Source organism: Klebsiella pneumoniae subsp. pneumoniae HS11286, assembly GCF_000240185.1.
Lineage (GTDB): Bacteria > Pseudomonadota > Gammaproteobacteria > Enterobacterales > Enterobacteriaceae > Klebsiella > Klebsiella pneumoniae.
Genome location: NC_016845.1, coordinates 768,525 through 790,123, shown reverse-complemented (window position 1 = coordinate 790,123; position 21,599 = coordinate 768,525). Strand labels below are relative to the sequence as shown.

General features: G+C 58.7%; 19 protein-coding genes. 7 read left to right on the top strand and 12 right to left on the bottom strand.

Annotated features, from left to right (window positions below):
- Positions 1-165: 165 nt before the first annotated feature.
- The 5 genes from KPHS_07480 to KPHS_07440 are packed head-to-tail and all read right to left on the bottom strand — an operon-like array spanning position 166 to position 4,848.
- Positions 166-1,074 carry a putative modifier of citrate lyase protein gene (locus KPHS_07480; protein YP_005225048.1) on the bottom strand — a complete coding sequence of 303 codons (909 nt, stop codon included), beginning with the start codon at positions 1,072-1,074 and terminating at the stop codon, positions 166-168.
- Positions 1,075-1,092: 18 nt separating this feature from the next.
- On the bottom strand, positions 1,093-2,619 hold the full coding sequence (locus KPHS_07470) for a Citrate lyase alpha chaincitrate lyase alpha-subunit (RefSeq protein ID YP_005225047.1): 1,527 nt from the start codon (positions 2,617-2,619) through the stop codon (positions 1,093-1,095).
- Positions 2,620-2,629: 10 nt separating this feature from the next.
- Entirely contained in the window at positions 2,630-3,499 is an 870-nt protein-coding gene (locus tag KPHS_07460) for a putative citrate lyase beta chain (acyl lyase subunit) (protein ID YP_005225046.1), read from the bottom strand.
- The gene (locus KPHS_07450; protein YP_005225045.1) at positions 3,496-3,789 is read right to left on the bottom strand and encodes a citrate lyase subunit gamma; all 294 of its coding nucleotides are present in this window, start codon (positions 3,787-3,789) and stop codon (positions 3,496-3,498) included. Before KPHS_07450 ends, KPHS_07460 begins: the two co-directional genes overlap by 4 nt.
- Before the next feature lie 30 nt (positions 3,790-3,819).
- Positions 3,820-4,848, bottom strand: a complete 1,029-nt coding sequence (locus tag KPHS_07440; protein YP_005225044.1) for a putative citrate lyase synthetase — start codon at positions 4,846-4,848, stop codon at positions 3,820-3,822.
- A 256-nt stretch (positions 4,849-5,104) separates the two neighbouring features.
- On the opposite strand from KPHS_07440, the gene KPHS_07430 reads away from it, so the two are divergent.
- The 6 genes from KPHS_07430 (at position 5,105) to KPHS_07380 (ending at position 12,457) form a co-directional block, all read left to right on the top strand.
- A complete protein-coding gene (locus KPHS_07430; protein ID YP_005225043.1) occupies positions 5,105-6,445 on the top strand; it encodes a putative citrate-sodium symport in 1,341 nt (446 codons plus the stop codon).
- A gap of 146 nt (positions 6,446-6,591) precedes the next feature.
- Complete coding sequence (locus tag KPHS_07420) at positions 6,592-6,843, top strand: Oxaloacetate decarboxylase gamma chain (RefSeq protein ID YP_005225042.1); 252 nt, start codon at positions 6,592-6,594, stop codon at positions 6,841-6,843.
- Positions 6,844-6,858: 15 nt separating this feature from the next.
- On the top strand, positions 6,859-8,643 hold the full coding sequence (locus KPHS_07410) for an Oxaloacetate decarboxylase alpha chain (RefSeq protein ID YP_005225041.1): 1,785 nt from the start codon (positions 6,859-6,861) through the stop codon (positions 8,641-8,643).
- 15 nt (positions 8,644-8,658) lie between these two features.
- Complete coding sequence (locus tag KPHS_07400; protein YP_005225040.1) at positions 8,659-9,960, top strand: sodium ion-translocating decarboxylase subunit beta; 1,302 nt, start codon at positions 8,659-8,661, stop codon at positions 9,958-9,960.
- Between the two features lie 84 nt (positions 9,961-10,044).
- A complete protein-coding gene (locus KPHS_07390) occupies positions 10,045-11,760 on the top strand; it encodes a signal transduction histidine kinase regulating citrate/malate metabolism (protein YP_005225039.1) in 1,716 nt (571 codons plus the stop codon).
- Positions 11,753-12,457 (top strand): putative transcriptional regulator, encoded by a 705-nt coding sequence (locus KPHS_07380; RefSeq protein YP_005225038.1) that lies wholly within the window; start codon positions 11,753-11,755, stop codon positions 12,455-12,457. Before KPHS_07390 ends, KPHS_07380 begins: the two co-directional genes overlap by 8 nt.
- Positions 12,458-12,462: 5 nt before the next feature.
- On the opposite strand, the gene KPHS_07370 is transcribed toward KPHS_07380, so the two are convergent.
- Entirely contained in the window at positions 12,463-13,092 is a 630-nt protein-coding gene (locus KPHS_07370; protein ID YP_005225037.1) for an alanyl-tRNA synthetase, read from the bottom strand.
- Positions 13,093-13,184: 92 nt separating this feature from the next.
- On the opposite strand from KPHS_07370, the gene KPHS_07360 reads away from it, so the two are divergent.
- Entirely contained in the window at positions 13,185-14,114 is a 930-nt protein-coding gene (locus tag KPHS_07360; protein ID YP_005225036.1) for a putative HTH-type transcriptional regulator, read from the top strand.
- 343 nt (positions 14,115-14,457) lie between these two features.
- Here KPHS_07360 and KPHS_07350 read toward each other — a convergent pair whose 3' ends face one another.
- The 6 genes from KPHS_07350 to KPHS_07300 all read right to left on the bottom strand — a co-directional run bounded on the left by KPHS_07350 (position 14,458) and on the right by KPHS_07300 (position 21,203).
- Positions 14,458-15,372, bottom strand: a complete 915-nt coding sequence (locus tag KPHS_07350) for a ribonucleoside hydrolase RihC (protein ID YP_005225035.1) — start codon at positions 15,370-15,372, stop codon at positions 14,458-14,460.
- 66 nt (positions 15,373-15,438) lie between these two features.
- Positions 15,439-16,389: a 4-hydroxy-3-methylbut-2-enyl diphosphate reductase gene (locus tag KPHS_07340; RefSeq protein YP_005225034.1), complete on the bottom strand. Its 951-nt coding sequence runs from the start codon at positions 16,387-16,389 to the stop codon at positions 15,439-15,441.
- Position 16,390: 1 nt separating this feature from the next.
- Positions 16,391-16,840 carry an FKBP-type peptidyl-prolyl cis-trans isomerase gene (locus KPHS_07330; RefSeq protein ID YP_005225033.1) on the bottom strand — a complete coding sequence of 150 codons (450 nt, stop codon included), beginning with the start codon at positions 16,838-16,840 and terminating at the stop codon, positions 16,391-16,393.
- Positions 16,841-16,955: 115 nt separating this feature from the next.
- On the bottom strand, positions 16,956-17,456 hold the full coding sequence (locus KPHS_07320; RefSeq protein ID YP_005225032.1) for a lipoprotein signal peptidase: 501 nt from the start codon (positions 17,454-17,456) through the stop codon (positions 16,956-16,958).
- On the bottom strand, positions 17,456-20,308 hold the full coding sequence (locus KPHS_07310) for an isoleucine-tRNA ligase (RefSeq protein YP_005225031.1): 2,853 nt from the start codon (positions 20,306-20,308) through the stop codon (positions 17,456-17,458). The genes KPHS_07320 and KPHS_07310 overlap by 1 nt, the downstream gene beginning before the upstream one ends.
- 7 nt (positions 20,309-20,315) lie before the next feature.
- Positions 20,316-21,203, bottom strand: a complete 888-nt coding sequence (locus KPHS_07300) for a bifunctional riboflavin kinase/FMN adenylyltransferase (RefSeq protein YP_005225030.1) — start codon at positions 21,201-21,203, stop codon at positions 20,316-20,318.
- Positions 21,204-21,599 lie beyond the last annotated feature (396 nt).

The following is a 21,599-nucleotide window of genomic DNA, read 5'->3' as shown; positions in this document are numbered from 1 at the left end:
GCTACTCAAAAACGCCGATAATTAGAAATTTATGACAAACGGCGGACGATATCAGTAAAAACTATACGATTGTGCCGCGATTCCGTGTTTACCGGATGACAACCGGGAAGGCTAATGATGGTGCCTTCGCCCGTACAGTGCGTGCGAAGGCGGTTTTGCAGTGGGTTACAGCGGGAAAAGCGCGCCGGCGGGAAACGCGGATAAAAACCAGGTCACCGCCAACAGATCGGCGCTGCCGCCAGGGCTGAGATGGCGGGCAATCAGCTCATCGTCAAACTGTCGCAGCGCCTCCAGCCCGCCGTCCGCCAGCACGCCGCCCTGCCACAGCAGTCGCTGCGCCTCCTGCTGGACAAAGTTCAGCCCGGCAAGCCCGCCGCGCGAGACCAGGTTGGTGTCATCATTCCACGCCATCAGATGCAGCAGGGTTTGCAGTAGCGCCAGATTACTGTCGCCGGTCTCTTCCATCATGCGGGTAAAGACTGGCATGGCCTGGGTACGCACCGTCAGGAAACCGCTCTCCGCCTCGCCGCGGGCCCCGGAGAGACCATAGCGTAGAAAATGAGCCTCGCCTTTACTGAGCCGTTCCCCGCCAGCAGAAGACAACTCCTGCATAACCATGCCGCGACAGAAGCGCGCCACCTGGTCGCAAAGCCGGTGCTGCTCTATCGGCTCACCTTTCGACACCAGCCTGCCCGCCGCCGCGCTGAGCAGGCCAAAAGCGAAGATCGCCCCGCGATGGGTATTCACCCCGCCGGTGGCCTCCAGCATATCGTTCTCACAGGCCATCCCTACCGGGCGCAGCATCATCAATACATGCTCCGGCGCGACCGCCGCAGTATCGTGGCCCATGATGAAAAATTTCTCCATCCACGGAGCCACCACCGCGGTGCTGGCCTCAAACGAGGCCAGATCCATATCCCAGTGCGCGCCAGCGTTACGAATATCCACCAACCCGGGCTTTGGGGTCAGGCGAACTTCGGTCAACAGCGCGCGCTCTACCGCGCTGACCACCTCTTCGGCACTCAGTGGCTTCACGCGCCGCACACGCGCAGGATTAATTAACACGTCGCTCATGGCCTTTCCCCTCTGCGTTTAGTCGCTGTTTTTCACCTGATGAATCACATCGATGACCGAACCGTCGCGATAGCGCACCACCGCCACCACCCGATCGGTGAATTCGATCGGCTGCGGCTTGCCAGTCAACAGCTCAGCACGCTGCTGCAGTTCCTCAATGGTCATCAGCGGAATGCCTGCGCTGCGCAAATTGTCGATCAGGTCCTGACGTGCCGGGTTGACCGCAATGCCGTGGTCAGTGACCAGCACATCCACGCTGGCCCCCGGCGTGACGCGGGTCAGCACCTTTTCCACGACGCAGGGAATACGGCCGCGAACTAACGGCGCGGTAATAATGGTCAAATCCGCACCGGCGGCGGTATCGCTATGGCCACCGGACGCCCCGCGCAGCACACCGTTAGAACCGGTCATCACGTTAACGTTAAAGTCGATATCAATTTCCAGCGCGCTGAGCATCACCACGTTTAAGCGCTCGCAGGAGGCGCCTTTGGAGCCCGGGCTGGCATACTGATTGGTGGAGATCTCGACATGGTTCGGGTTCTGCGCCAGCGAACGCGCCGCGTCGCCATCGAAGGACTGGGTATCGAGCAGCGTTTTGATCAACCCTTTTTCGTGCAAATCGACCATCGTCCCGGTGATACCGCCGAGGCCGAAGCTGGCGGTAATGCCGTTACGGCGCATTTTATCTTCAAGGAAGCGAGTTACTGCCAGCGAGGCGCCGCCGGTACCGGTCTGCAGCGAGAAACCCTCTTTAAAGTAACCGGAGTGCTCAACGACTTTCGCCGCCTGGCGGGCAATCAGCAGCTCGCGCGGGTTGCTGGTCAGACGGATGGCACCCGCGGTAATTTTTTGCGGATCGCCGACTTCATCTACCTGGACTATCAGATCCACCTGATCCTGGGCAATACTGGCCGGATAGTTAGGATAATCCACCCACTCTTCGGTCAGCAGCACCACGCATTTAGCGTGCTCGGCATCGACGCGCGCGTAGCCCAGCGAACCGCAGCGTGATTTACCGCTAAAGCCGTTGGCGTTGCCAAACTCATCGCAGCAAGGAACGCCGAGAAACGCGACATCAATCGACAGCTCGCCGCTTTGAATCAGCTGTACGCGACCGCCGTGGGAGTGGATCTGCACCGGGTTTTCCATTAAACCGGCGGAGATCTCCTCGCCCAACTTGCCGCGCAGGCCGGAGGTGTAGATCTGGCGGATCACGCCATTTTTAATATGCTCGATCAGCGGCCAGTGGGCGTCGATCAGCGAACTGGATGCCAGGGTGAGATCGCGAAAACCCATTTCCGCCAGCTTCGCCACTACCATATTGACGACTTTGTCACCGCCGCGAAACGCGTGGTGAAACGAGATGGTCATGCCGTTTTGCAGGCTGGAGCGACGGATTGCCGTTTCCAGCGAATCGCAGATTTTGCGCTGGCGCTTTTCGCTCTCACTCGCCAGCCAGGGACTTTTCGCCGTTACGCCGGCATAAGGTGTCAGTCCATTCGGCATCACGTACTGCTGATTAAGCATTGCTACTGTCTCTTTCATCTTATTCCCCTTAATCACGAATACCGGAAGCCGAGAGCGCCACCACTTTGCGAGCATGGTCGATAATCGGTCCATCGATCATCTTGCCGTTCAGCGATACCACACCCAGACCTCGCGTTTCGGCTTCTTCCGTCGCGGCAATCACTTCCAGCGCGTGATCGACCTCTTTGCGCGTTGGGGCATAGACCTGATGCAGGAGTTCAATTTGTCGTGGGTTAACCAACGATTTGCCGTTAAAGCCGAGGTTTTTGGCCAGATTCGCTTCCGCCAGGAAGCCCTCTTCATTATTGATATCCGACCACACCACGTCATAGGCGGCGATGCCGGCAACGCGGGCGGCATGCAGTACAGCGCAGCGGGCGTAGAACAGTTCAGTACCGTCGCCGCGGGAGGTGCCCATATCCATCACGTAATCGAAGGCCGCCAGCGCGATCGCCGCCAGACGCGGGCTGGCACGGGCGATTTCCACCGCGTTCACCACGCCCAGCGCCGACTCGATCGCCGCCATTAACTTGGTGCTGCCCACTTCCCGGCCGCACTCGCGTTCAATCCGCTCAACATGCGCTTCCAGCTCATGGATATCTTCTTTGCTGTCGGTTTTCGGCAGACGCACCATATCCACGCCCGCGCGGACTACCGCTTCAAGGTCGGCAAGACCGAACGGCGTATTCAGCGGGTTAATGCGCACCACGGTTTCGATATCCTGATACAGTGGATGCTGCAGCGCCTGATACACCAGCAGACGAGCGGTATCTTTCTCGCGCAGCGAAACGGCATCTTCCAGGTCGAACATCACCGCATCAGCGCCGTAGACGAATGACGTGCTTAACATGGCGGCATTGGCGCCAGGGATGAACAACATACTGCGACGTGGTTTCATAGCTGGCTCCATTGTAATTGGGTCTGTTGCGCCGCGCGCAGCGCCGCGGCCTGTACGCGAGCTCGCAAAACACATTCCAGCGCGCCTTTATCATCGACCACCACGTTGGCCTGTTTCACGCCAAGCTGAGCCAGCGTTTCTCTCACTACCTGCTCAATCGCAGCGCCAAACTGTTGTTTCACAATGCTGTCGATTTCCAGCTGAATGCCCGGCTGCGCCGCCGGTCCAATCCTGACCATCACATCGCTGGACTCCAGCGTGCCGGCCAGGGCGTCAATCTTCATTTCCATAGGGGAAAATCCTTAGTTAGGGCATAAAAATCAGGCGGTTTGATGTTCGCTCTCCGCCAGTTGCATCAGAAAAGAGAGGGTCCCCGGCGGCACCAGCGCCGCGACCGCCTGCCAGTTGCGCTGTCGATAGAGTTCGCGCACTCGGGAGGCCGACACGGGTCCACCATTTTTTTCGATTCGCGCAAGCTCAACTACTTCAATGGGCGGCGCGTCGCCTGGCGCTTCCAGTAGTGACTTCATGCGCTGGTTGTAATTACGGGTCAGGGGACACAGCGGCTCGGTGCCGACAAAGCGTTGGGTAATCTGCAGCGCCGGGGCCAGGCGCTCGCGGAAGAGCTGCAGGTCAATCTGGCTGTGGCAGTCATCAACCACCCCCTGCTCTTTCAGGAAATAGCCGGGGAACGTCGCCCGCGAGATCAGATACGCCGAACCGGGATGCAGCGTCACCTTATCGATGCCGGTAATCCCCTGTTCAATGAGTTTGAAGCGATCGTGATAGGAAAAGCAGGACGCATCTTCTTTGACCACAAACAGATGCAGCCAGTCGCACTGGCTGGCCGCCTGTTCTACCAACCAGCGGTGGCCGAGGGTGAAGGGATTGGCATTCATCACGATAGCGCCGATTTTTCTTCCCGGCTGACGGTACATCGCCAGCTGTCGGCAGTAACGAGTCAGCCGTTCGCGGCTATTTTCCATTAGCACGGCGCGGTCGCCCGCCTGGGCTATCGGCCAGAAGCCGGCGCCGGAAAATAACGCGGCATTGCAAGGTTTAGTGAACAAAAACAGTTCGCTGCGCCCCAGCTCATAGGCCAGCGTCAGGAGCTCGGTCAGTAATTTAAGGCTCAGCCCCTCCCCCTGCAGCGAGGGATCGATGGCGATGCATTTCAGCACATTGCCGGCGATAGCACCGCAGCCGACCAGCCGCTGCTGATACTCGGCGATAATCGCCATTTCGCAGTCGGCCTCTAACGACAGTTGATGCTGGCGGAGAAACCGATCGATCGCCTCTCGCCGCGGTTTATCTTTTAATAGCTGAACGCGTTTTAATATCAGTGTCATTTTTTAGCGCTTCGTCATTTCAAAACGAACTGTATTTCGCCAGCGTTCGGCTATGGATTCTTGTATTTAAGTCACAGTTTTTCTCGTGGCTTAATTGGCTTTATGGTTTTTATGTTGTTAATTAATTCAGAATCATAAAAACAATTAAATTAATAAAAAACACGAGTATTCAGTGAAGATAATCACACCTTACCCCTGGGTCTATTTATTACTATGCGCCGGTCTTACTACTCCATCAATAAACAGGGTAACGTTTATGACTAACATGAGTCAGGCTCCGGCGACGGAGAAAAAGGGCGTTAGCGATCTGCTGGGATTTAAAATCTTCGGCATGCCGCTCCCCCTTTACGCATTTGCGTTAATTACACTATTACTTTCACATTTTTATAACGCATTACCCACCGATATCGTCGGCGGCTTTGCCATCATGTTTATTATCGGCGCTATATTCGGGGAAATTGGCAAGCGCCTGCCAATATTCAACAAATATATCGGTGGCGCTCCGGTGATGATTTTCCTGGTGGCGGCTTATTTTGTCTATGCCGGTATTTTTACGCAGAAAGAAATCGATGCTATCAGCAACGTTATGGATAAGAGTAACTTCCTTAACTTATTCATCGCGGTATTAATTACCGGAGCAATTCTGTCGGTAAACCGCCGCCTGCTGCTGAAATCACTGCTCGGCTATATTCCAACTATCCTGATGGGCATTGTCGGCGCGTCTATTTTTGGCATCGCTATCGGCCTGGTGTTCGGTATTCCAGTGGATCGCATCATGATGCTGTACGTCCTGCCGATCATGGGCGGCGGCAACGGCGCGGGCGCGGTCCCCTTGTCGGAGATTTACCACTCCGTCACCGGTCGTTCTCGCGAAGAGTATTACTCAACCGCTATCGCTATTCTGACCATCGCTAACATCTTCGCCATCGTCTTTGCCGCCGTCCTCGATATCATCGGCAAAAAACACACCTGGCTGAGCGGCGAAGGGGAACTGGTGCGTAAAGCCTCGTTCAAAGTGGAAGAAGATGAGAAAGCGGGACAAATCACCCATCGCGAAACCGCCGTCGGTCTGGTGCTGTCCACTACCTGCTTCCTGCTGGCCTACGTCGTGGCGAAGAAAATTCTGCCCAGCATTGGCGGTGTGGCTATTCACTATTTCGCGTGGATGGTGCTGATCGTCGCCGCGCTGAACGCCTCCGGGCTGTGCTCACCGGAAATCAAAGCCGGTGCTAAACGCTTGTCTGATTTCTTCTCCAAACAGCTGCTGTGGGTGCTGATGGTCGGGGTCGGCGTCTGCTACACCGACCTACAGGAAATTATCAACGCCATCACCTTCGCTAACGTTGTTATCGCCGCCATTATCGTTATCGGTGCGGTGCTCGGCGCGGCGATCGGTGGCTGGCTGATGGGCTTCTTCCCAATAGAATCGGCCATCACTGCAGGCCTGTGTATGGCCAACCGCGGCGGCTCCGGCGACCTGGAAGTTCTCTCTGCCTGTAACCGTATGAACCTTATCTCTTATGCGCAAATCTCCTCCCGTTTGGGCGGCGGTATTGTGCTGGTCATCGCCAGCATCGTGTTCGGCATGATGATTTAACCCATACGCACGATGGCACGTTGAACTGACAGGTGAAGAACGAATCAGGGTCCCATGCCGGGAGCGGCAGAGGGAAATCCACCCTGCTCCTTAGCCAGAAACCTTGTCAGACAGCGCGTCATCGTGCCCCTATTTGAGATGTATAAATGACTGACAATGCCGTCCTGTTAGGCGAAGGCTTCACCCTGATGTGTCTCGGCATGGGCTTTGTGCTGGTGTTCCTGCTGCTGCTCATTTTCGCCATCCGGGGAATGTCCCTCGCCGTCAACCGCCTGTTTCCTGAGCCGCCTGCCGCCCCCAAACCGGCGCCGGCCGCCGTCGCGCCCGCCGACGATTTCGCCCGCCTGAAGCCGGCGATTGTCGCCGCCATTCACCACCATCGCCGTCTTCACCCTTAATTCACGGAGGAATTCATGACCGTTGCCATTACCGATGTCGTCCTGCGCGACGCCCACCAGTCCCTGTTCGCCACCCGTCTGCGTCTCGACGATATGCTGCCCGTTGCCGCTCAGCTGGACGACGTCGGCTACCGCTCGCTGGAGTGCTGGGGCGGCGCCACCTTTGACGCCTGCATCCGCTTCCTCGGCGAGGACCCGTGGGTCCGCCTGCGCGAGCTGAAAAAGGCGATGCCCAAGACCCCGCTGCAGATGCTGCTCCGCGGCCAGAACCTGCTCGGCTACCGCCACTACGCCGACGACGTGGTGGAGCGCTTCGTCGAGCGCGCCGTCAAAAACGGCATGGACGTCTTCCGCGTCTTCGATGCCATGAACGACCCGCGCAACATGCAGCCCGCCCTGCAGGCGGTCCGCCGCCACGGCGCCCACGCCCAGGGTACGCTTTCGTACACCACCAGCCCGGCGCACACCCTGCAGACCTGGCTCGACCTCACCGAACAGCTGCTGGAGACCGGCGTTGACTCCGTCGCCATCAAGGACATGTCCGGCATTCTGACGCCGCATGCCGCCTTTGAGCTGGTCAGCGAAATCAAGAAGCGCTATGACGTCACCCTGCACCTGCACTGCCACGCCACCACCGGGATGGCGGAGATGGCGCTGCTGAAGGCCATTGAAGCCGGGGTCGACGGCGTGGATACGGCGATTTCGTCCATGAGCGCCACCTATGGCCACCCGGCCACCGAAGCGCTGGTGGCCACCCTCGCCGGCACGCCGTACGACACCGGCCTCGATATCCACAGGCTGGAGAGCATCGCCGCCTACTTCCGCGAGGTGCGCAAAAAATACCACGCCTTCGAAGGCCAGCTGAAGGGCACCGACAGCCGTATCCTCGTCGCCCAGGTGCCGGGCGGGATGCTCACCAACCTTGAAGGCCAGCTGAAGCAGCAGAGCGCCGCCCACCGTCTGGATGAAGTACTGGCGGAAATCCCCCGCGTGCGCGAGGACCTCGGCTTCATCCCGCTGGTGACCCCGACCTCGCAGATTGTCGGCACCCAGGCGGTGCTCAACGTGCTGGGCGGCGAGCGCTACAAAACCATCGCGAAGGAGACCGCCGGTATCCTGAAAGGCGAGTACGGCCGCACCCCGGCCCCGGTGAACGCCGCCCTGCAGGCGCGGGTGCTCGACGGCGCCGACCCGGTGACCTGCCGCCCGGCCGACCTGCTGAAGCCGGAGCTGGCGCAGCTGGAAGCGGATGTGAAACGCCAGGCACAGGAGAAGGGCATCACGCTTGCCGAAAACGCCATCGACGACGTGCTCACCGTGGCGCTGTTCCCGCAACCCGGCCTGAAGTTCCTCGAAAACCGCCACAACCCGGCGGCCTTTGAGCCGGTACCGCAGGCGGAAGCCGCGCAGCCAGTGGCAAAAGCAGAAAAACCTGCCGCCTCCGGCGTCTACACCGTGGAGGTGGAAGGCAAAGCCTTTGTGGTCAAAGTCAGCGACGGCGGTGACGTCAGCCAGCTGACGGCGGCTGCTCCGGCTCCTGCTCCTGCTCCTGCCTCTGCACCCGCCGCTGCCGCCCCGGCCGGCGCCGGTACCCCGGTGACCGCCCCGCTGGCGGGCACTATCTGGAAGGTGCTGGCCAGCGAAGGCCAGACGGTGGCCGCAGGCGAAGTGCTGCTGATTCTGGAAGCCATGAAGATGGAAACCGAAATCCGCGCCGCGCAGGCCGGGACCGTGCGCGGTATCGCGGTGAAAGCCGGTGACGCGGTGGCGGTCGGCGACACCCTGATGACTCTGGCGTAAGGACGAGGAGCGGAAATGGAAAGTCTGAACGCCCTGATCCAGGGCATGGGGCTGATGCACCTCGGCGCCGGCCAGGCGGTGATGCTGCTGGTCAGCCTGCTGCTGCTCTGGCTGGCGATTGCGAAGAAGTTCGAGCCGTTACTGCTGCTGCCGATTGGCTTCGGCGGCCTGCTCTCCAATATTCCGGAGGCCGGGCTGGCGCTCACCGCCCTGGAGAGCCTGCTGGCCCACCACGACCCGGCGCAGCTGGCGGTGATTGCCGCGAAGCTCCACTGCGCGCCGGACGTCCACGCCATTAAGGCGGCGCTGGCCCTGGCCCTGCCGTCGGTGCAGGGGCAGATGGAGAGCCTCGCGGTGGACATGGGCTACTCCGCCGGGGTGCTGGCCATCTTCTATAAGGTGGCGATTGGCTCGGGCATCGCGCCGCTGGTCATCTTTATGGGCGTCGGAGCGATGACCGATTTCGGCCCGCTGCTGGCTAACCCGCGCACCCTGCTGCTGGGGGCGGCGGCGCAGTTCGGGATCTTCGCCACCGTGCTCGGGGCGCTGACGCTGAACTACTTCGGCATCATCAGCTTCACCCTGCCGCAGGCGGCGGCCATCGGCATCATCGGCGGCGCCGACGGCCCGACGGCGATTTACCTGTCGGGCAAGCTGGCGCCGGAGCTGCTGGGGGCCATCGCGGTGGCGGCGTACTCCTATATGGCGCTGGTGCCGCTGATCCAGCCGCCGATCATGAAGGCGCTGACCACGGATAAGGAGCGGAAGATCCGCATGGTGCAGCTGCGCACGGTGAGTAAGCGGGAGAAGATCCTCTTCCCGGCGGTGCTGTTGCTGCTGGTGGCGCTCCTGCTGCCGGACGCCGCGCCGCTGCTGGGGATGTTCTGCTTCGGCAACCTGATGCGCGAGAGCGGCGTGGTGGAGCGGCTGAGCGATACGGTGCAGAACGCGCTGATCAACATCGTCACCATCTTCCTCGGGCTGTCGGTGGGGGCCAAGCTGGTGGCGGACAAGTTCCTGCAGCCGCAGACGCTGGGGATCCTGGTGCTGGGGGTGATCGCCTTCTGCGTGGGGACCGCCGCCGGGGTGCTGATGGCGAAGCTGATGAACGTGTTCAGCCGGCACAAAATCAACCCGCTGATCGGCTCGGCGGGGGTGTCGGCGGTGCCGATGGCGGCGCGGGTGTCGAACAAGGTGGGTCTGGAAGCGGACGGGCAGAACTTCCTGCTGATGCACGCGATGGGCCCGAACGTGGCGGGGGTGATCGGCTCGGCGATCGCCGCCGGGGTGATGCTCAAGTACGTGCTGGCGATGTAGGCCGACATCCTTCCCGGAGGTGTGGCTGTCGCCCCACCTCCGGGCTGATTTGATACCCACTCTTGGCATGACGGGGCCGGGCACATGTCTGAAATTTTCTGTTCTGTGCTCCACCTGTCGGCGCCGGGGGCGCAAAACGGGGAGAATAACAATTTAATGTCTATCTACCCAATGTATACCCGAAAAATCACCCACTGGTTTGCCAGGCGATCGTTTCAGAATCGCATCTTCCTGCTGATCTTATTCACCTCGACGATCGTCATGCTGGCGATGTCATGGTATCTGACAGACATTACCGAGGAGCGTCTGCATTATCAGGTCGGGCAACGGGCGCTGATTCAGGCGATGCAGATTTCGGCGATGCCGGAGCTGGTGGAGGCAGTGCAGAAACGCGATCTCGCCAGAATCAAAGCCCTTATCGACCCCATGCGTTCGTTCTCCGACGCCACCTACATCACCGTCGGTGATGCCAGCGGCCAGCGCCTCTATCACGTCAATCCTGATGAAATCGGCAAATCGATGGAAGGCGGCGATAGCGATGAGGCGTTGATAAACGCTAAAAGCTACGTGTCAGTGCGCAAAGGCTCGCTGGGATCGTCGCTGCGCGGTAAATCGCCGATTCAGGACGCAACCGGCAAGGTGATCGGCATTGTGTCGGTAGGCTATACCATTGAGCAACTGGAAAACTGGCTCAGCCTGCAGATAAGTTCGCTGCTGATCCCGATGGCCATCATGTTACTGCTTCTGCTCTTTTGCGCCCGCCGCTTCTCACTGCATATCAAAAAACAGATGCTCAATATGGAACCCCAGCAGCTGTCACAGCTGTTGATCCAGCAAAGCGTGCTGTTTGAATCGGTGTTCGAAGGGCTTATCGCCATCGACTCCGATTATAAAATCACTGCGATTAATCAGACTGCGCGTCGCCTGCTCAATTTGAGTCAGCCGGAACCGACGCTTATCGGCAAACGGATCAGCAGCGTTATCTCGCAGGAGGTCTTCTTCTACGATGCGCCACAGACCAATAAAAAAGACGAGATCGTTACCTTCAATCAGATCAAAGTGATCGCCAGCCGGATGGCGGTGATCTTAAACAATGAGCCACAGGGCTGGGTGATCAGCTTTCGCAGCAAAGACGATATCAACACCCTTAGCCTGCAGCTTAGCCAGGTACAACAATATGCCGATAACCTGCGCGCCGTACAGCATGAGCATCGCAATCTGATCTCCACTATCGCCGGTCTGCTGTTTCTTAAACGCTATAACCAAGCGCTGGAACTGATCCAACAGCAGTCGGAAAGTCACCAGAAGGTGATCGATTTTATTGCACGCAATTTCCAGGACAACCACCTGGCCGGGCTGTTGATCGGCAAATATTACCGGGCCAAAGAGCTTGGACTTGAGCTGATTTTCGATCCGGCCTGCTTCGTTGATAGATTACCTACCGCCCTTTCGCACAACGAATGGATCTCGATCGTGGGGAATCTACTTGATAACGCCTACAATGCCAGCCTGCGTCAACCGCAGGGTTCAAAACAGATCGAATGCCTGATCAACAGTGATGGCCAGGAGGTGATCATTGAGATCGCCGACCAGGGATGCGGCATTGACGAGGCGCTGCGCGATCGGATCTTCGAGCGCGGCGTCACCAGCAGCGCCAGCAAAGATCATGGTATCGGACTCTGGCTAGTACGCAGCTACGTGGAACAAGCAGGCGGCAGTATCGTCGTCGAAAATAATATTCCTTTTGGCACCATTTTTACGCTTTATATCCCCCTGACCCGAGATGAACATCATGGATAGCATCACTACTCTTATTGTTGAAGACGAACCTATGCTGGCGGAGATCCTGGTGGATAACATTAAACAGTTTCCCCGGTTCGACGTCATTGGTATTGCGGATAAGCTTGAGAGCGCCAGGAAACAGCTCAGACTGTATCAACCGCAGCTGATCCTGCTGGATAATTTTTTACCCGACGGCAAAGGTATCGATCTGATCCGCCATGCAGTCAGTACACATTACAAGGGACGGATTATCTTTATTACCGCGGATAATCACATGGAAACCATCAGCGAAGCGCTGCGTCTTGGGGTGTTTGATTACCTGATTAAGCCGGTGCACTATCAGCGCCTGCAGCACACGCTGGAGCGCTTTGCCCGCTATCGAAGCTCGCTGCGCTCCAGTGAACAGGCCAGCCAGCTCCATGTCGACGCGCTGTTTAATATTCAGGCCCGGGAACAAACGGAACCCGCCAGCGCACCACTGCGCGGGATCGATGAAAGCACCTTTCAGCGCGTGCTCCAGCTGTTTGCCGACCCGACGGTGGTGCATACCGCCGACTCGCTGGCCCGTATCCTCGGCAGCAGCAAAACCACCGCTCGCCGTTATCTGGAACAAGGAGTGAAGAACGACTTTCTGGAAGCGGAAATCAGCTACGGCAAGGTTGGCCGACCTGAGCGTATCTATCACGGCAAGCAGACCTATCCTGAGCAGAGATAAAACGCTTACGCCAGGGTGTAGCTGACCACCAGCTGCCCCTTCTTCATCTTAATCTGACTAATGACAATGTCGCCCAGCTCCGCCAGACGGGCGACGTGGGTGCCTCCGCAGGGATAGGCTGGCAGCTCGCCGAATCCCACCTTGCGCATGCCATCAGCGAACGTCACCTGACGCGGTAAGTCCTGCGCCTGCCATGCCTTCACTAGCGCCAGTAGCGCACTGGCGTCCGGCAGCGCGGCGCTATTCCTGCTGGCAAAGGTTATCCGCCCTTCGCCGGGCCAGTGGTGCGCTTTCACCGGTTGCCAGCCAAGCTGTTCGCCCGCCAGGCCAAGCAGGTGGCCGGCAGAATGCAGACGAGCATGCAGCTGTCTCGCGGAGGCATCAATTTTCATCTCCACTTCACCGAGGGGAAGGGGTTGCGACAGAATATGCAGCACCCTTTCGCCGCGCACAACCACCGTCTCAACCACCTGCCCGGCAATCCATCCACGGTCCGCCGGTTGACCGCCCCCTTGCGGGTGAAACAGCGTCCGATCCAGTTCGATGGCGTAACGGCCATCCGCTTCTGCAGTGCAGGCAATGATCTGGGCGCGCCCGTCGGTAGCATCGCTGGTGTAATAAACCCGTTCAGTCATAGTGATTCTCCTCTCTGTCCGCCCAGTATATTATTAATGCCGACAGCGATAATCCCACCACCCGCCAATGCACTCTTGCTCCGGGAGCACAAATGAATCTGAACCTCCTGCCCGACCTCGCTCTTTTCGTTCAGATAGTCGACCAGGGCAGCTTCTCCGCCGTCGCCCGCCAGAACGGCATTACCCCTTCAGCCGTTAGCCGCAGCGTTTCACGGCTGGAGCGAGAGATGGGCTGCAAACTGCTGCAGCGTACCACCCGCAAGCTGCGTCTTAGCGATGCCGGGGAAACGATATATCAGCATGCCCAGCAGATGCTGGAAGCGGCGCGACAGGCAATGGATTCCGCAGGCAGTCGCCAAACGGTCGCCCAGGGAAAGCTGACGCTCAGCGTCCCGAAAGCCGTCGGCCGCTTTGTGATCCACCCGCTGATGATGGCGTTTTTCCACCGCTACCCGCAGGTGGACGTCTGCCTGCGGCTGGAAGATCGCCCTCTCGATTTTATCGATGACGGTATTGATCTGGCGCTACGCATCACCGATACCCCCTCCCCCGGCCTGCATGGCAAACCGCTGATGCCAATCAGGCACGTTATCTGCGCCACTGAGGCCTATTTACAGCAGCACGGTACGCCGTACACGCCGCAGGATCTGCGCGCGCATAGCTGCATTAGCCTTGGCGAAACGCCCGCCGATGCTCGCTGGAAGTTCCGTCGGGAAGGCAAAACAGAAACGGTGCAAACCTACGGGCGGTACGCCGCCAACCATACCGCCGTACGCCTCGACGCGGTCAGACAGCATTTAGGGATCGGCAGCCTGCCGCTGTTCACCGCCCGTGAGGCGCTGGCGAACGGCGACATCGTGCAGGTGTTGCCCGAGTGGGAATTTATCAGCAGCTACTCAGGCGACCTGTGGCTACTGTGGGCGGGAGATAAGCATATGCCCGCCAGGATGCGGGCGATGATCGATTATCTCAGCGAGACGGTGCCGGCGCTGAGCGCAGGCAGCACAGAGCCAGCGAAATAATTGCAAACCACGGAATGATAACCCCCAACACAAACCAGATCCCGGAGCGGCCGATATCATGCATCCGCCGGCAGCCTACAGCCAGCAGGGGGATCGCCATCAACAGCAGCCAGAGCGCGGCAAAGGGAATGACAACAAAACTGAGGATGCCGTATTGAGGGTTAACGCTGGTTGCCAGACACCAGGCCGCCAGCGGCGCGGTGGCGATCAATACATTGGTGAGAAAAAACGTCCAGAACTGCCGTCGACTGGCGCGTCCGCTAAAGTTAAAGGTCTCTTTCCAGCCGCTCAAATACGCCTGTCCATAGGTCATTGCTTCTCTCCTTGAAAATCGAGTGATATATCACGGCGCCAGGGCAATCACCTCCGCCGCCCAGCGCTGAAACCCTTCGACGTCGATATCCAGCGCCACCTGGGCGTTCGCCGGCTGGCCCAGTCGTCCTTCGATATCCACCACCGTGGTGCCGGCGGTCCAGGTCCCCTGCGTCTCCACCGCCACAAAGCACGGCTGGAGAGTGAACAGTTCCGGGCGGGCCAGCCACGCAATAGCGCACAAGTCGTGCATGCGCAGACCGCTGCTCATGCTGCCGCTGCGATAGTGGCTAAACAGCGCATGGAGCATTTTACCGGTCTGGTTCAGCGTCGGCAGCGTCGCCAGATAATCCGCCGCCAGCAGCGCCCGGTTGGTGACGTCCAGCCCGCACATCACAATCTCCAGCCCGCTGTGGAACACTTTCGCGGCGGCTTCCGGGTCGATAGCGATATTGAATTCCGCATTCGGCGTGAAGTTGCCGCGGCCCGCCGAGCCGCCCATGATCACCAGCCGGCGAATATTAAACACGCATTCCGGGTACTGGGTCAGCAGCAGCGCTATATTGGTCAGCGGGCCAATCGCCACCAGGGTGATCGGCTCGGCAGCATGCATAAGCGCATCACGGATCGCCTGGAAGGCCGGCTTCGCCAGCGGTTGACGTTGATGCTCAACAAAGTCATACCCCTCCATGCCGGATTCGCCATGCACCGAGGCGGCGTCGCGCAACGGACGCACCAGCGGCATCGACGCCCCCTGCGCCAGCGGTACATCGGCATTCCAGAAATGCAGCAATTGCAGCGCGTTACGGGTCGTCTTCTCCACCGAGACATTGCCCGCTACGGTGGTCATCAACTGCAGATCCAGCTCAGGCGCGAACAGCGCCGCGGCAATGGCGGCGGCATCGTCGATGCCCGGATCGGTATCAAGAATGATTGGTAAGCGCATGGTTTCTCCCTAAAAAAATGCCAGACGTTAAGTCTGGCATCTTCTCATACTGCTGGAGGAAAGAACTTACTCTACTTCACGGACATCCACACGCAGCTCTTTCGGCACTTCAAAGACGATATTCTCTTCCCGGCCTTCCAGCGGCACGGCTTCGCCGCCGCCCAGCTCCTGCAGGCGGGTAATGACGTTCTGCACCAGAATATCCGGCGCCGACGCGCCCGCCGTCACGCCGACGCAGGCCGCATCCTTGACCCACGCTTCCTGGATATCGGAGGCGTCGTCAATCAGGTAAGCCGCCTTACCCATCCGCTGCGCCAGCTCGGCGAGGCGGTTAGAGTTGGAGGAGTTTTTCGACCCGACCACCAGCACTACGTCAGCCTGCTCCGCCAGCGCGCGCACGGCTTCCTGACGGTTAGTGGTGGCATAGCAAATGTCGTCTTTGCGCGGGCCGACGATTTTCGGAAAACGCGCGCGCAGGGCGTCAATCACATCCGAGGTATCGTCGACGGAGAGCGTGGTCTGGGTCATAAACGACAGCCGGGCGTCATTTTTCACTTCCAGCTTCAGCACGTCTTCCGGCGACTCGACCAGGTACATCCCCCCTTGCGGGTTGTTGTACTGTCCCATGGTGCCTTCGACTTCCGGATGGCCGGCATGGCCAATCAGAATCGACTCTTCGCCGCGGCGGCTGGCGCGGGCGACTTCCATATGGACTTTGGTCACCAGCGGACAGGTGGCATCGAACACCGTCAGGTCGCGGCTCTTCGCTTCGTTGCGTACCGCCTGCGACACGCCGTGGGCGGAGAAAATCAGGATCGCGCCGTCCGGCACTTCGCTGATCTGTTCGATAAAAATGGCGCCACGCTTGCGCAGGCTATCCACCACATAGCGGTTGTGCACCACTTCATGACGAACATAGATCGGTGCGCCATACAGCGTCAGCGCGTTTTCTACAATGCTGATAGCGCGGTCAACGCCAGCGCAAAAACCGCGCGGGTTAGCCAACAGGATCTGCATGTTACTCCTCCAGCGCCGGATCGATCTCCAGCACTTCAATATCAAAATGAACAGTGCGCCCGGCCAGCGGATGGTTGAAGTCAACGGTGATGGAATCGCCGTTCACTTCGCGGATCACGCCAGGCATTTCGCTGCCATCCATTGCGGTAAAGAGCATAATCGCGCCGATCTCCGGCTCGCCAGCGTCGATAAACTCGCGGCGAGAGAAATACTGAATCAGGTCCGGGCTGGGTACGCCAAAGGCGGCGTCAGGCTCCAGCGAAAAGGCCTTTTTCTCCCCCTCTTTCAAACCGAGAAGCTGTTGCTCCAGCCCTTCAGACAAAGAGGTGTCGCCGAGGCGAAACAGCGCCGGTTTGCCGTTGCTGCGGGTGGACTCGGCAGTGGAGCCGTCGTCCAGTTTCAGAGTGAAGTGCACCAGTACCGCGCTGTTGCTCTGTACGGATTTAGACATGCAAATTGCTCGCTTGTTTAGGTCACCTGGTGCCCGGCGGCATTACGCTTACCGGGCCTACGGGAGCCAAAAATTCTGTAGGCCGGGTAAGCGTCACGTCACCCGGCATTGAGATTTACGCCTGCTCTTTCACAGTCGGTTTCGGCAGGAAGCCTTCCAGCACAATCAGCGCTGCGCCGATGCAGATCGCGCTATCGGCGAGGTTGAAGGTGGCAAAATGCCAGTCGCCGACGTAGAAGTCGATCATATCGACCACAAAGCCATGCCACAGGCGATCGAACAAGTTGCCCAGCGCGCCGCCGATAATCAGCGCGTAGGCAATATTGTTCAGCTTTTGCGTCGCCTTCGAACGGTACATCAGCACCGTCAGCACCACGCAAATGCCGATCGCGATCCCGGAAAAGAACCAGCGCTGCCAGCCGCCGCTGTCGGCGAGGAAGCTAAAGGCCGCGCCATAGTTGCGGGCATAATGCAGATTAAGCGACGGGAACAGCGGAACCGTCTCCCCCAGAGCGAAGTTCTGGAGGATCAGGAATTTGCTGCCCAGATCGATAATCAGCACGGCTACGACCACCCACAGCCAGCGTAGCCCCGTTGAACAGATCGATTTACTCATCAGGCGAATTTACGTTGCTCGCCGTCACCGGCGACGTTGCTCACACAGCGTCCGCAGATTTCCGCGTGTTCCGCCACCTTGCCGATATCGGTGGTGTAATGCCAGCAGCGCGGGCATTTCTCACCTTCAGCTTTACTCAATGCGACTTTCAGCCCTTTGAGCAGTTCGCTTTGCTGCGCATCAGCGGACGCGCTCGCATAGTCTGCGACGTTCGCCCCGGAGGTCAACAGGACAAATCGCAATTCATCGCCCAGCGCATTGAGCTTAGCCGCCAGATCGGCATCAGCATACAGCGTGACTGCCGCTTCCAGCGAGCCGCCGACTTTCTTATCCGCACGCGCCTGCTCGATCACCTTGTTGACTTCGCCACGCACCTTCAGCAGCTCATCCCAGAAATCGTCGTTCATCGCTTCGTCGTCGGCCAGGCCGAACAGACCTTCATACCACTCGCCGGTGAAGACATATTTCTCACGCTCGCCCGGCAGATAGCCCCAGATTTCATCTGCGGTGAAGGACATGATCGGCGCCATCCAGCGCACCAGCGCTTCCACGATATGGAACAGCGCGGTCTGACAGCTGCGACGCGCCACGCTGTCCGCCTTGGCGGTGTACTGGCGGTCTTTGATGATGTCGAGGTAGAACGAGCCCATCTCGATGGAGCAGAAGCGCATCAGGCGCTGCACCACTTCATGGAAGTCGTAGGATTCGTAGGCTTTCAGGATATCTTCCTGTGCCGCCTGCGCGCAGCCGACCGCCCAGCGGTCCAGCACCACCATCTCTTCCGGTTTAACCATGTCTTTCACCGGATCGAAACCGTTAAGGTTCGCCAGCAGGAAGCGCGCGGTGTTACGGATACGACGATAGCTGTCCGCAGCGCGTTTGAGGATCTCGTCAGAGACCGCCATTTCGCCGGTGTAGTCGGTGGAAGCCACCCACAGGCGCAGGATATCGGCGCCGAGCTTGTTCATCACGTCCTGCGGGCTAACGGTGTTGCCGATAGACTTGGACATTTTGCGGCCCTGACCGTCGACGGTGAAGCCGTGGGTCAGTACCTGACGATATGGCGCTTTGCCTTTCATCGCCGTGGAAATCATCAGCGAGGACATGAACCAGCCGCGATGCTGGTCAGAACCTTCCAGATACATATCGGCGGCGTGACCGGCGAATTCCGGACGCACGTCAACCACGGAAGAGTGGGTCGACCCGGAGTCAAACCAGACGTCGAGGGTATCAGGCACTTTCTCGTAGCTGTCGGCGTCATCGCCAAGAATGTCGCGGGAATCGAGATCCCACCACGCTTGGATGCCGTCAACTTCAACGCGTTTTGCCACTTCTTCCATCAGCTCAAGGGTACGCGGGTGCAGTTCATGGGTTTCTTTATGCACGAACAGCGACATCGGCACGCCCCAGGTGCGCTGACGGGAGATACACCAGTCAGGGCGGTTAGCGACCATCGATTCGATACGCGCCTGGCCCCAGTCCGGGATCCACTGCACGCCTTTGATCTCTTTCAGCGACTGCGCGCGCAGGCCTTTCTGATCCATGCTCACGAACCACTGCGGAGTGGCGCGGAAGATGATCGGCGACTTGTGGCGCCAGCAGCATGGATAGCTGTGCTGCAGTTTCTCAACGTGTAACAGCGCGCCACGCTCACGCAGCATCTCAACGATGATGTCATTGGCTTTGAAAACATTAATGCCGTCCAGGGACGGCCAGGTGCCAGGCAGGTAAGCGCCGTCCGGGCCAACCGGGTTGGCGATTTCCAGACCGTATTTCTGGCTGATGGTGTAGTCGTCCGGACCGTGGCCGCCAGCGGTATGCACCGCACCGGTACCGGCATCCAGCGTCACGTGGTCGCCAAGGATCGCCGGCACGTCGAAATCGAGGAACGGATGCTTAAAGCGCATCAGCTCAAGCTCAGAACCTTGTACCGCCGCCAGAATAGTGTAGTCCGTCGCGCCAACGCGCTTCATTACGCTCTCAACCAGGTCTTTCGCCAGGATCAGCGCCTGGCCGTCAACCTGCACCAGCGCATAGTCGAACTCAGGAGACAGAGAGATAGCGCGGTTGGCCGGCAGGGTCCACGGCGTGGTGGTCCAGATAACCAGCGACACCGGACCGTTGACGTCGGCTACGCCGAATTTCGCCAGTACCGCGGCTTTGTCTACCGCGTGGAACGCGACATCGATAGACGGAGAGGTTTTGTCGTAATACTCCACTTCCGCTTCCGCCAGCGCGGAACGGCAGTCTACGCACCAGTGCACCGGTTTGGCGCCTTTATGCAGGTGGCCATTACCGATGATTTTGCCCAGCGCGCGGATGATGTTGGCTTCGGTTTTGAAGTCCATGGTCAGGTACGGATGCGACCAGTCGCCCAGCACGCCGAGACGGATAAAGTCTTTACGCTGGCCATCGATCTGCTCGGCGGCATATTCGCGGCACTTAGCGCGGAATTCGGCAGCGGTAAATTTCTCACCCGGCTTGCCGTATTCCTGCTCCACTTTCAGCTCGATCGGCAGACCGTGGCAGTCCCAGCCCGGAACGTAAGGCGAGTCATAGCCCGTCAGTCCTTTGGACTTAACGATAATGTCTTTCAGAATCTTGTTTACCGAGTGACCAATATGAATGCTGCCATTCGCATAAGGAGGGCCATCATGCAGAATGAAGGTTTTTTTGCCTTTTTTGGCTGCACGAATGATGCCGTACAGGTCATCATCGGTCCAACGCGCCAGCATTCCCGGTTCGCGTTTGGCGAGGTCGCCACGCATAGGGAACCCTGTTTCCGGCAAATTCAGGGTCGATTTATAGTCACTCATCAGATTCTCGGTTCCGTATTTCGGTTTGATAAACACCAGTGGCTCAGGCCTGGCTGGTCAGCCCAAATAATTCGCGGGCCGTTAACTCATCACGTGCGATTTGCGCCTTCAGCTCGTCCAGCGACGCAAACCGCTGCTCGTTACGTATCTTTTTACGCAGTATTACATTGATATGGCGACCGTAGAGGTCCATTACAACGTCCAACAGATGTACTTCGAGCTGCTGACGCACGCCCGCAACCGTTGGACGGGTGCCAATATTGGCGACGCCCGCTATCGGTTTGTCGCCCAGCCCTGTCACTTCTACCGCATAGACCCCTTTAACCGGGGAAACCTGACGACGCAGCGGTAAGTTCGCCGTCGGAAAACCTATGGTTCGGCCTAGTTCATCACCATGCACGACGCGTCCGGAGATGCTAAACGGATGGCCGAGCAGCGTCTCCGCCAGCAGGAGATCGTCATCGGCCAGCGCCTGGCGTACCGCCGTGCTGCTGATTCGCACCCCGCCTTCGCAGAAGGTTTGAGTGCTGGTGACGTCGAAGCCATATTCCGCCCCCGCCTTTTGTAATAACAAGAAATCCCCCTGGCGACCAGCGCCAAAGCGGAAATCGTCACCAACGGCGAGGAACTGCACGCCCAGGCGACGCACCAGCAGTTCACTGATAAAATCCTGCGCGGTTAGCGCGGCGAACCGGCGGTCAAAGCGAACGCACAATACATAGTCAACCCCGCTTTCAGCCAGATAGCCCAGCTTTTCACGCAGGCGGGTCAATCGCGCCGGGGCTTTATCAGCGGCAAAGAGCTCCAGCGGCTGGGGTTCAAAAATCATCACCACGACCGGTAAACCGCGCTGGCGGCCCTCTTCGCGCAACCGCTGCAGCAGCGCCTGATGCCCACGATGCACGCCGTCGAAATTACCAATGGTCAGCACGCACCCGTGCGGGGCCTGACTGAGATTATGTATGCCGCGTATCAGCTTCATGTCTGGCTCAAAACAGTGAAAATCGTCCGAGTATACCTTGTACAACTGTCAACGTTAACCAGCGATTGCACCTCGGCAACGAAAGTTCTCAGGAATTCATTCACTCAGCGCGAGAAAGCGGGAAAACTGGCCGCGCCCGGCGATTTTTATGGTGGAAAAGCTGTATTCGCCTGCAACAAGCTGGTAGAATCTTGCGCCATCACTACGTAATGAAGCGCTGTGGTGTTAAACGGCGCTTATTTGCACAAATCCATTGACAAAAGAAGGCTAAACGGGCATATTCCTCGGCCTTTGAATTGTCCATATAGAACACATTTGGGAGTTGGACCTTGGCTAATATCAAAT

What these genes read in the sequence shown, in the direction of transcription:
- KPHS_07470 (YP_005225047.1), bottom strand. Translation starts at nt 2,619, where the DNA reads ATGAAAGAGACAGTAGCAATGCTTAATCAGCAGTACGTGATGCCGAAT.
- KPHS_07420 (YP_005225042.1), top strand. Translation starts at nt 6,592, where the DNA reads ATGACTGACAATGCCGTCCTGTTAGGCGAAGGCTTCACCCTGATGTGT.
- KPHS_07370 (YP_005225037.1), bottom strand. Translation starts at nt 13,092, where the DNA reads ATGACTGAACGGGTTTATTACACCAGCGATGCTACCGACGGGCGCGCC.
- KPHS_07350 (YP_005225035.1), bottom strand. Translation starts at nt 15,372, where the DNA reads ATGCGCTTACCAATCATTCTTGATACCGATCCGGGCATCGACGATGCC.
- KPHS_07320 (YP_005225032.1), bottom strand. Translation starts at nt 17,456, where the DNA reads ATGAGTAAATCGATCTGTTCAACGGGGCTACGCTGGCTGTGGGTGGTC.
- KPHS_07390 (YP_005225039.1), top strand. Translation starts at nt 10,045, where the DNA reads ATGTCTGAAATTTTCTGTTCTGTGCTCCACCTGTCGGCGCCGGGGGCG.
- KPHS_07380 (YP_005225038.1), top strand. Translation starts at nt 11,753, where the DNA reads ATGGATAGCATCACTACTCTTATTGTTGAAGACGAACCTATGCTGGCG.
- KPHS_07340 (YP_005225034.1), bottom strand. Translation starts at nt 16,389, where the DNA reads ATGCAGATCCTGTTGGCTAACCCGCGCGGTTTTTGCGCTGGCGTTGAC.
- KPHS_07410 (YP_005225041.1), top strand. Translation starts at nt 6,859, where the DNA reads ATGACCGTTGCCATTACCGATGTCGTCCTGCGCGACGCCCACCAGTCC.
- KPHS_07450 (YP_005225045.1), bottom strand. Translation starts at nt 3,789, where the DNA reads ATGGAAATGAAGATTGACGCCCTGGCCGGCACGCTGGAGTCCAGCGAT.
- KPHS_07460 (YP_005225046.1), bottom strand. Translation starts at nt 3,499, where the DNA reads ATGAAACCACGTCGCAGTATGTTGTTCATCCCTGGCGCCAATGCCGCC.
- KPHS_07330 (YP_005225033.1), bottom strand. Translation starts at nt 16,840, where the DNA reads ATGTCTAAATCCGTACAGAGCAACAGCGCGGTACTGGTGCACTTCACT.
- KPHS_07400 (YP_005225040.1), top strand. Translation starts at nt 8,659, where the DNA reads ATGGAAAGTCTGAACGCCCTGATCCAGGGCATGGGGCTGATGCACCTC.
- KPHS_07480 (YP_005225048.1), bottom strand. Translation starts at nt 1,074, where the DNA reads ATGAGCGACGTGTTAATTAATCCTGCGCGTGTGCGGCGCGTGAAGCCA.
- KPHS_07430 (YP_005225043.1), top strand. Translation starts at nt 5,105, where the DNA reads ATGACTAACATGAGTCAGGCTCCGGCGACGGAGAAAAAGGGCGTTAGC.
- KPHS_07360 (YP_005225036.1), top strand. Translation starts at nt 13,185, where the DNA reads ATGAATCTGAACCTCCTGCCCGACCTCGCTCTTTTCGTTCAGATAGTC.
- KPHS_07440 (YP_005225044.1), bottom strand. Translation starts at nt 4,848, where the DNA reads ATGACACTGATATTAAAACGCGTTCAGCTATTAAAAGATAAACCGCGG.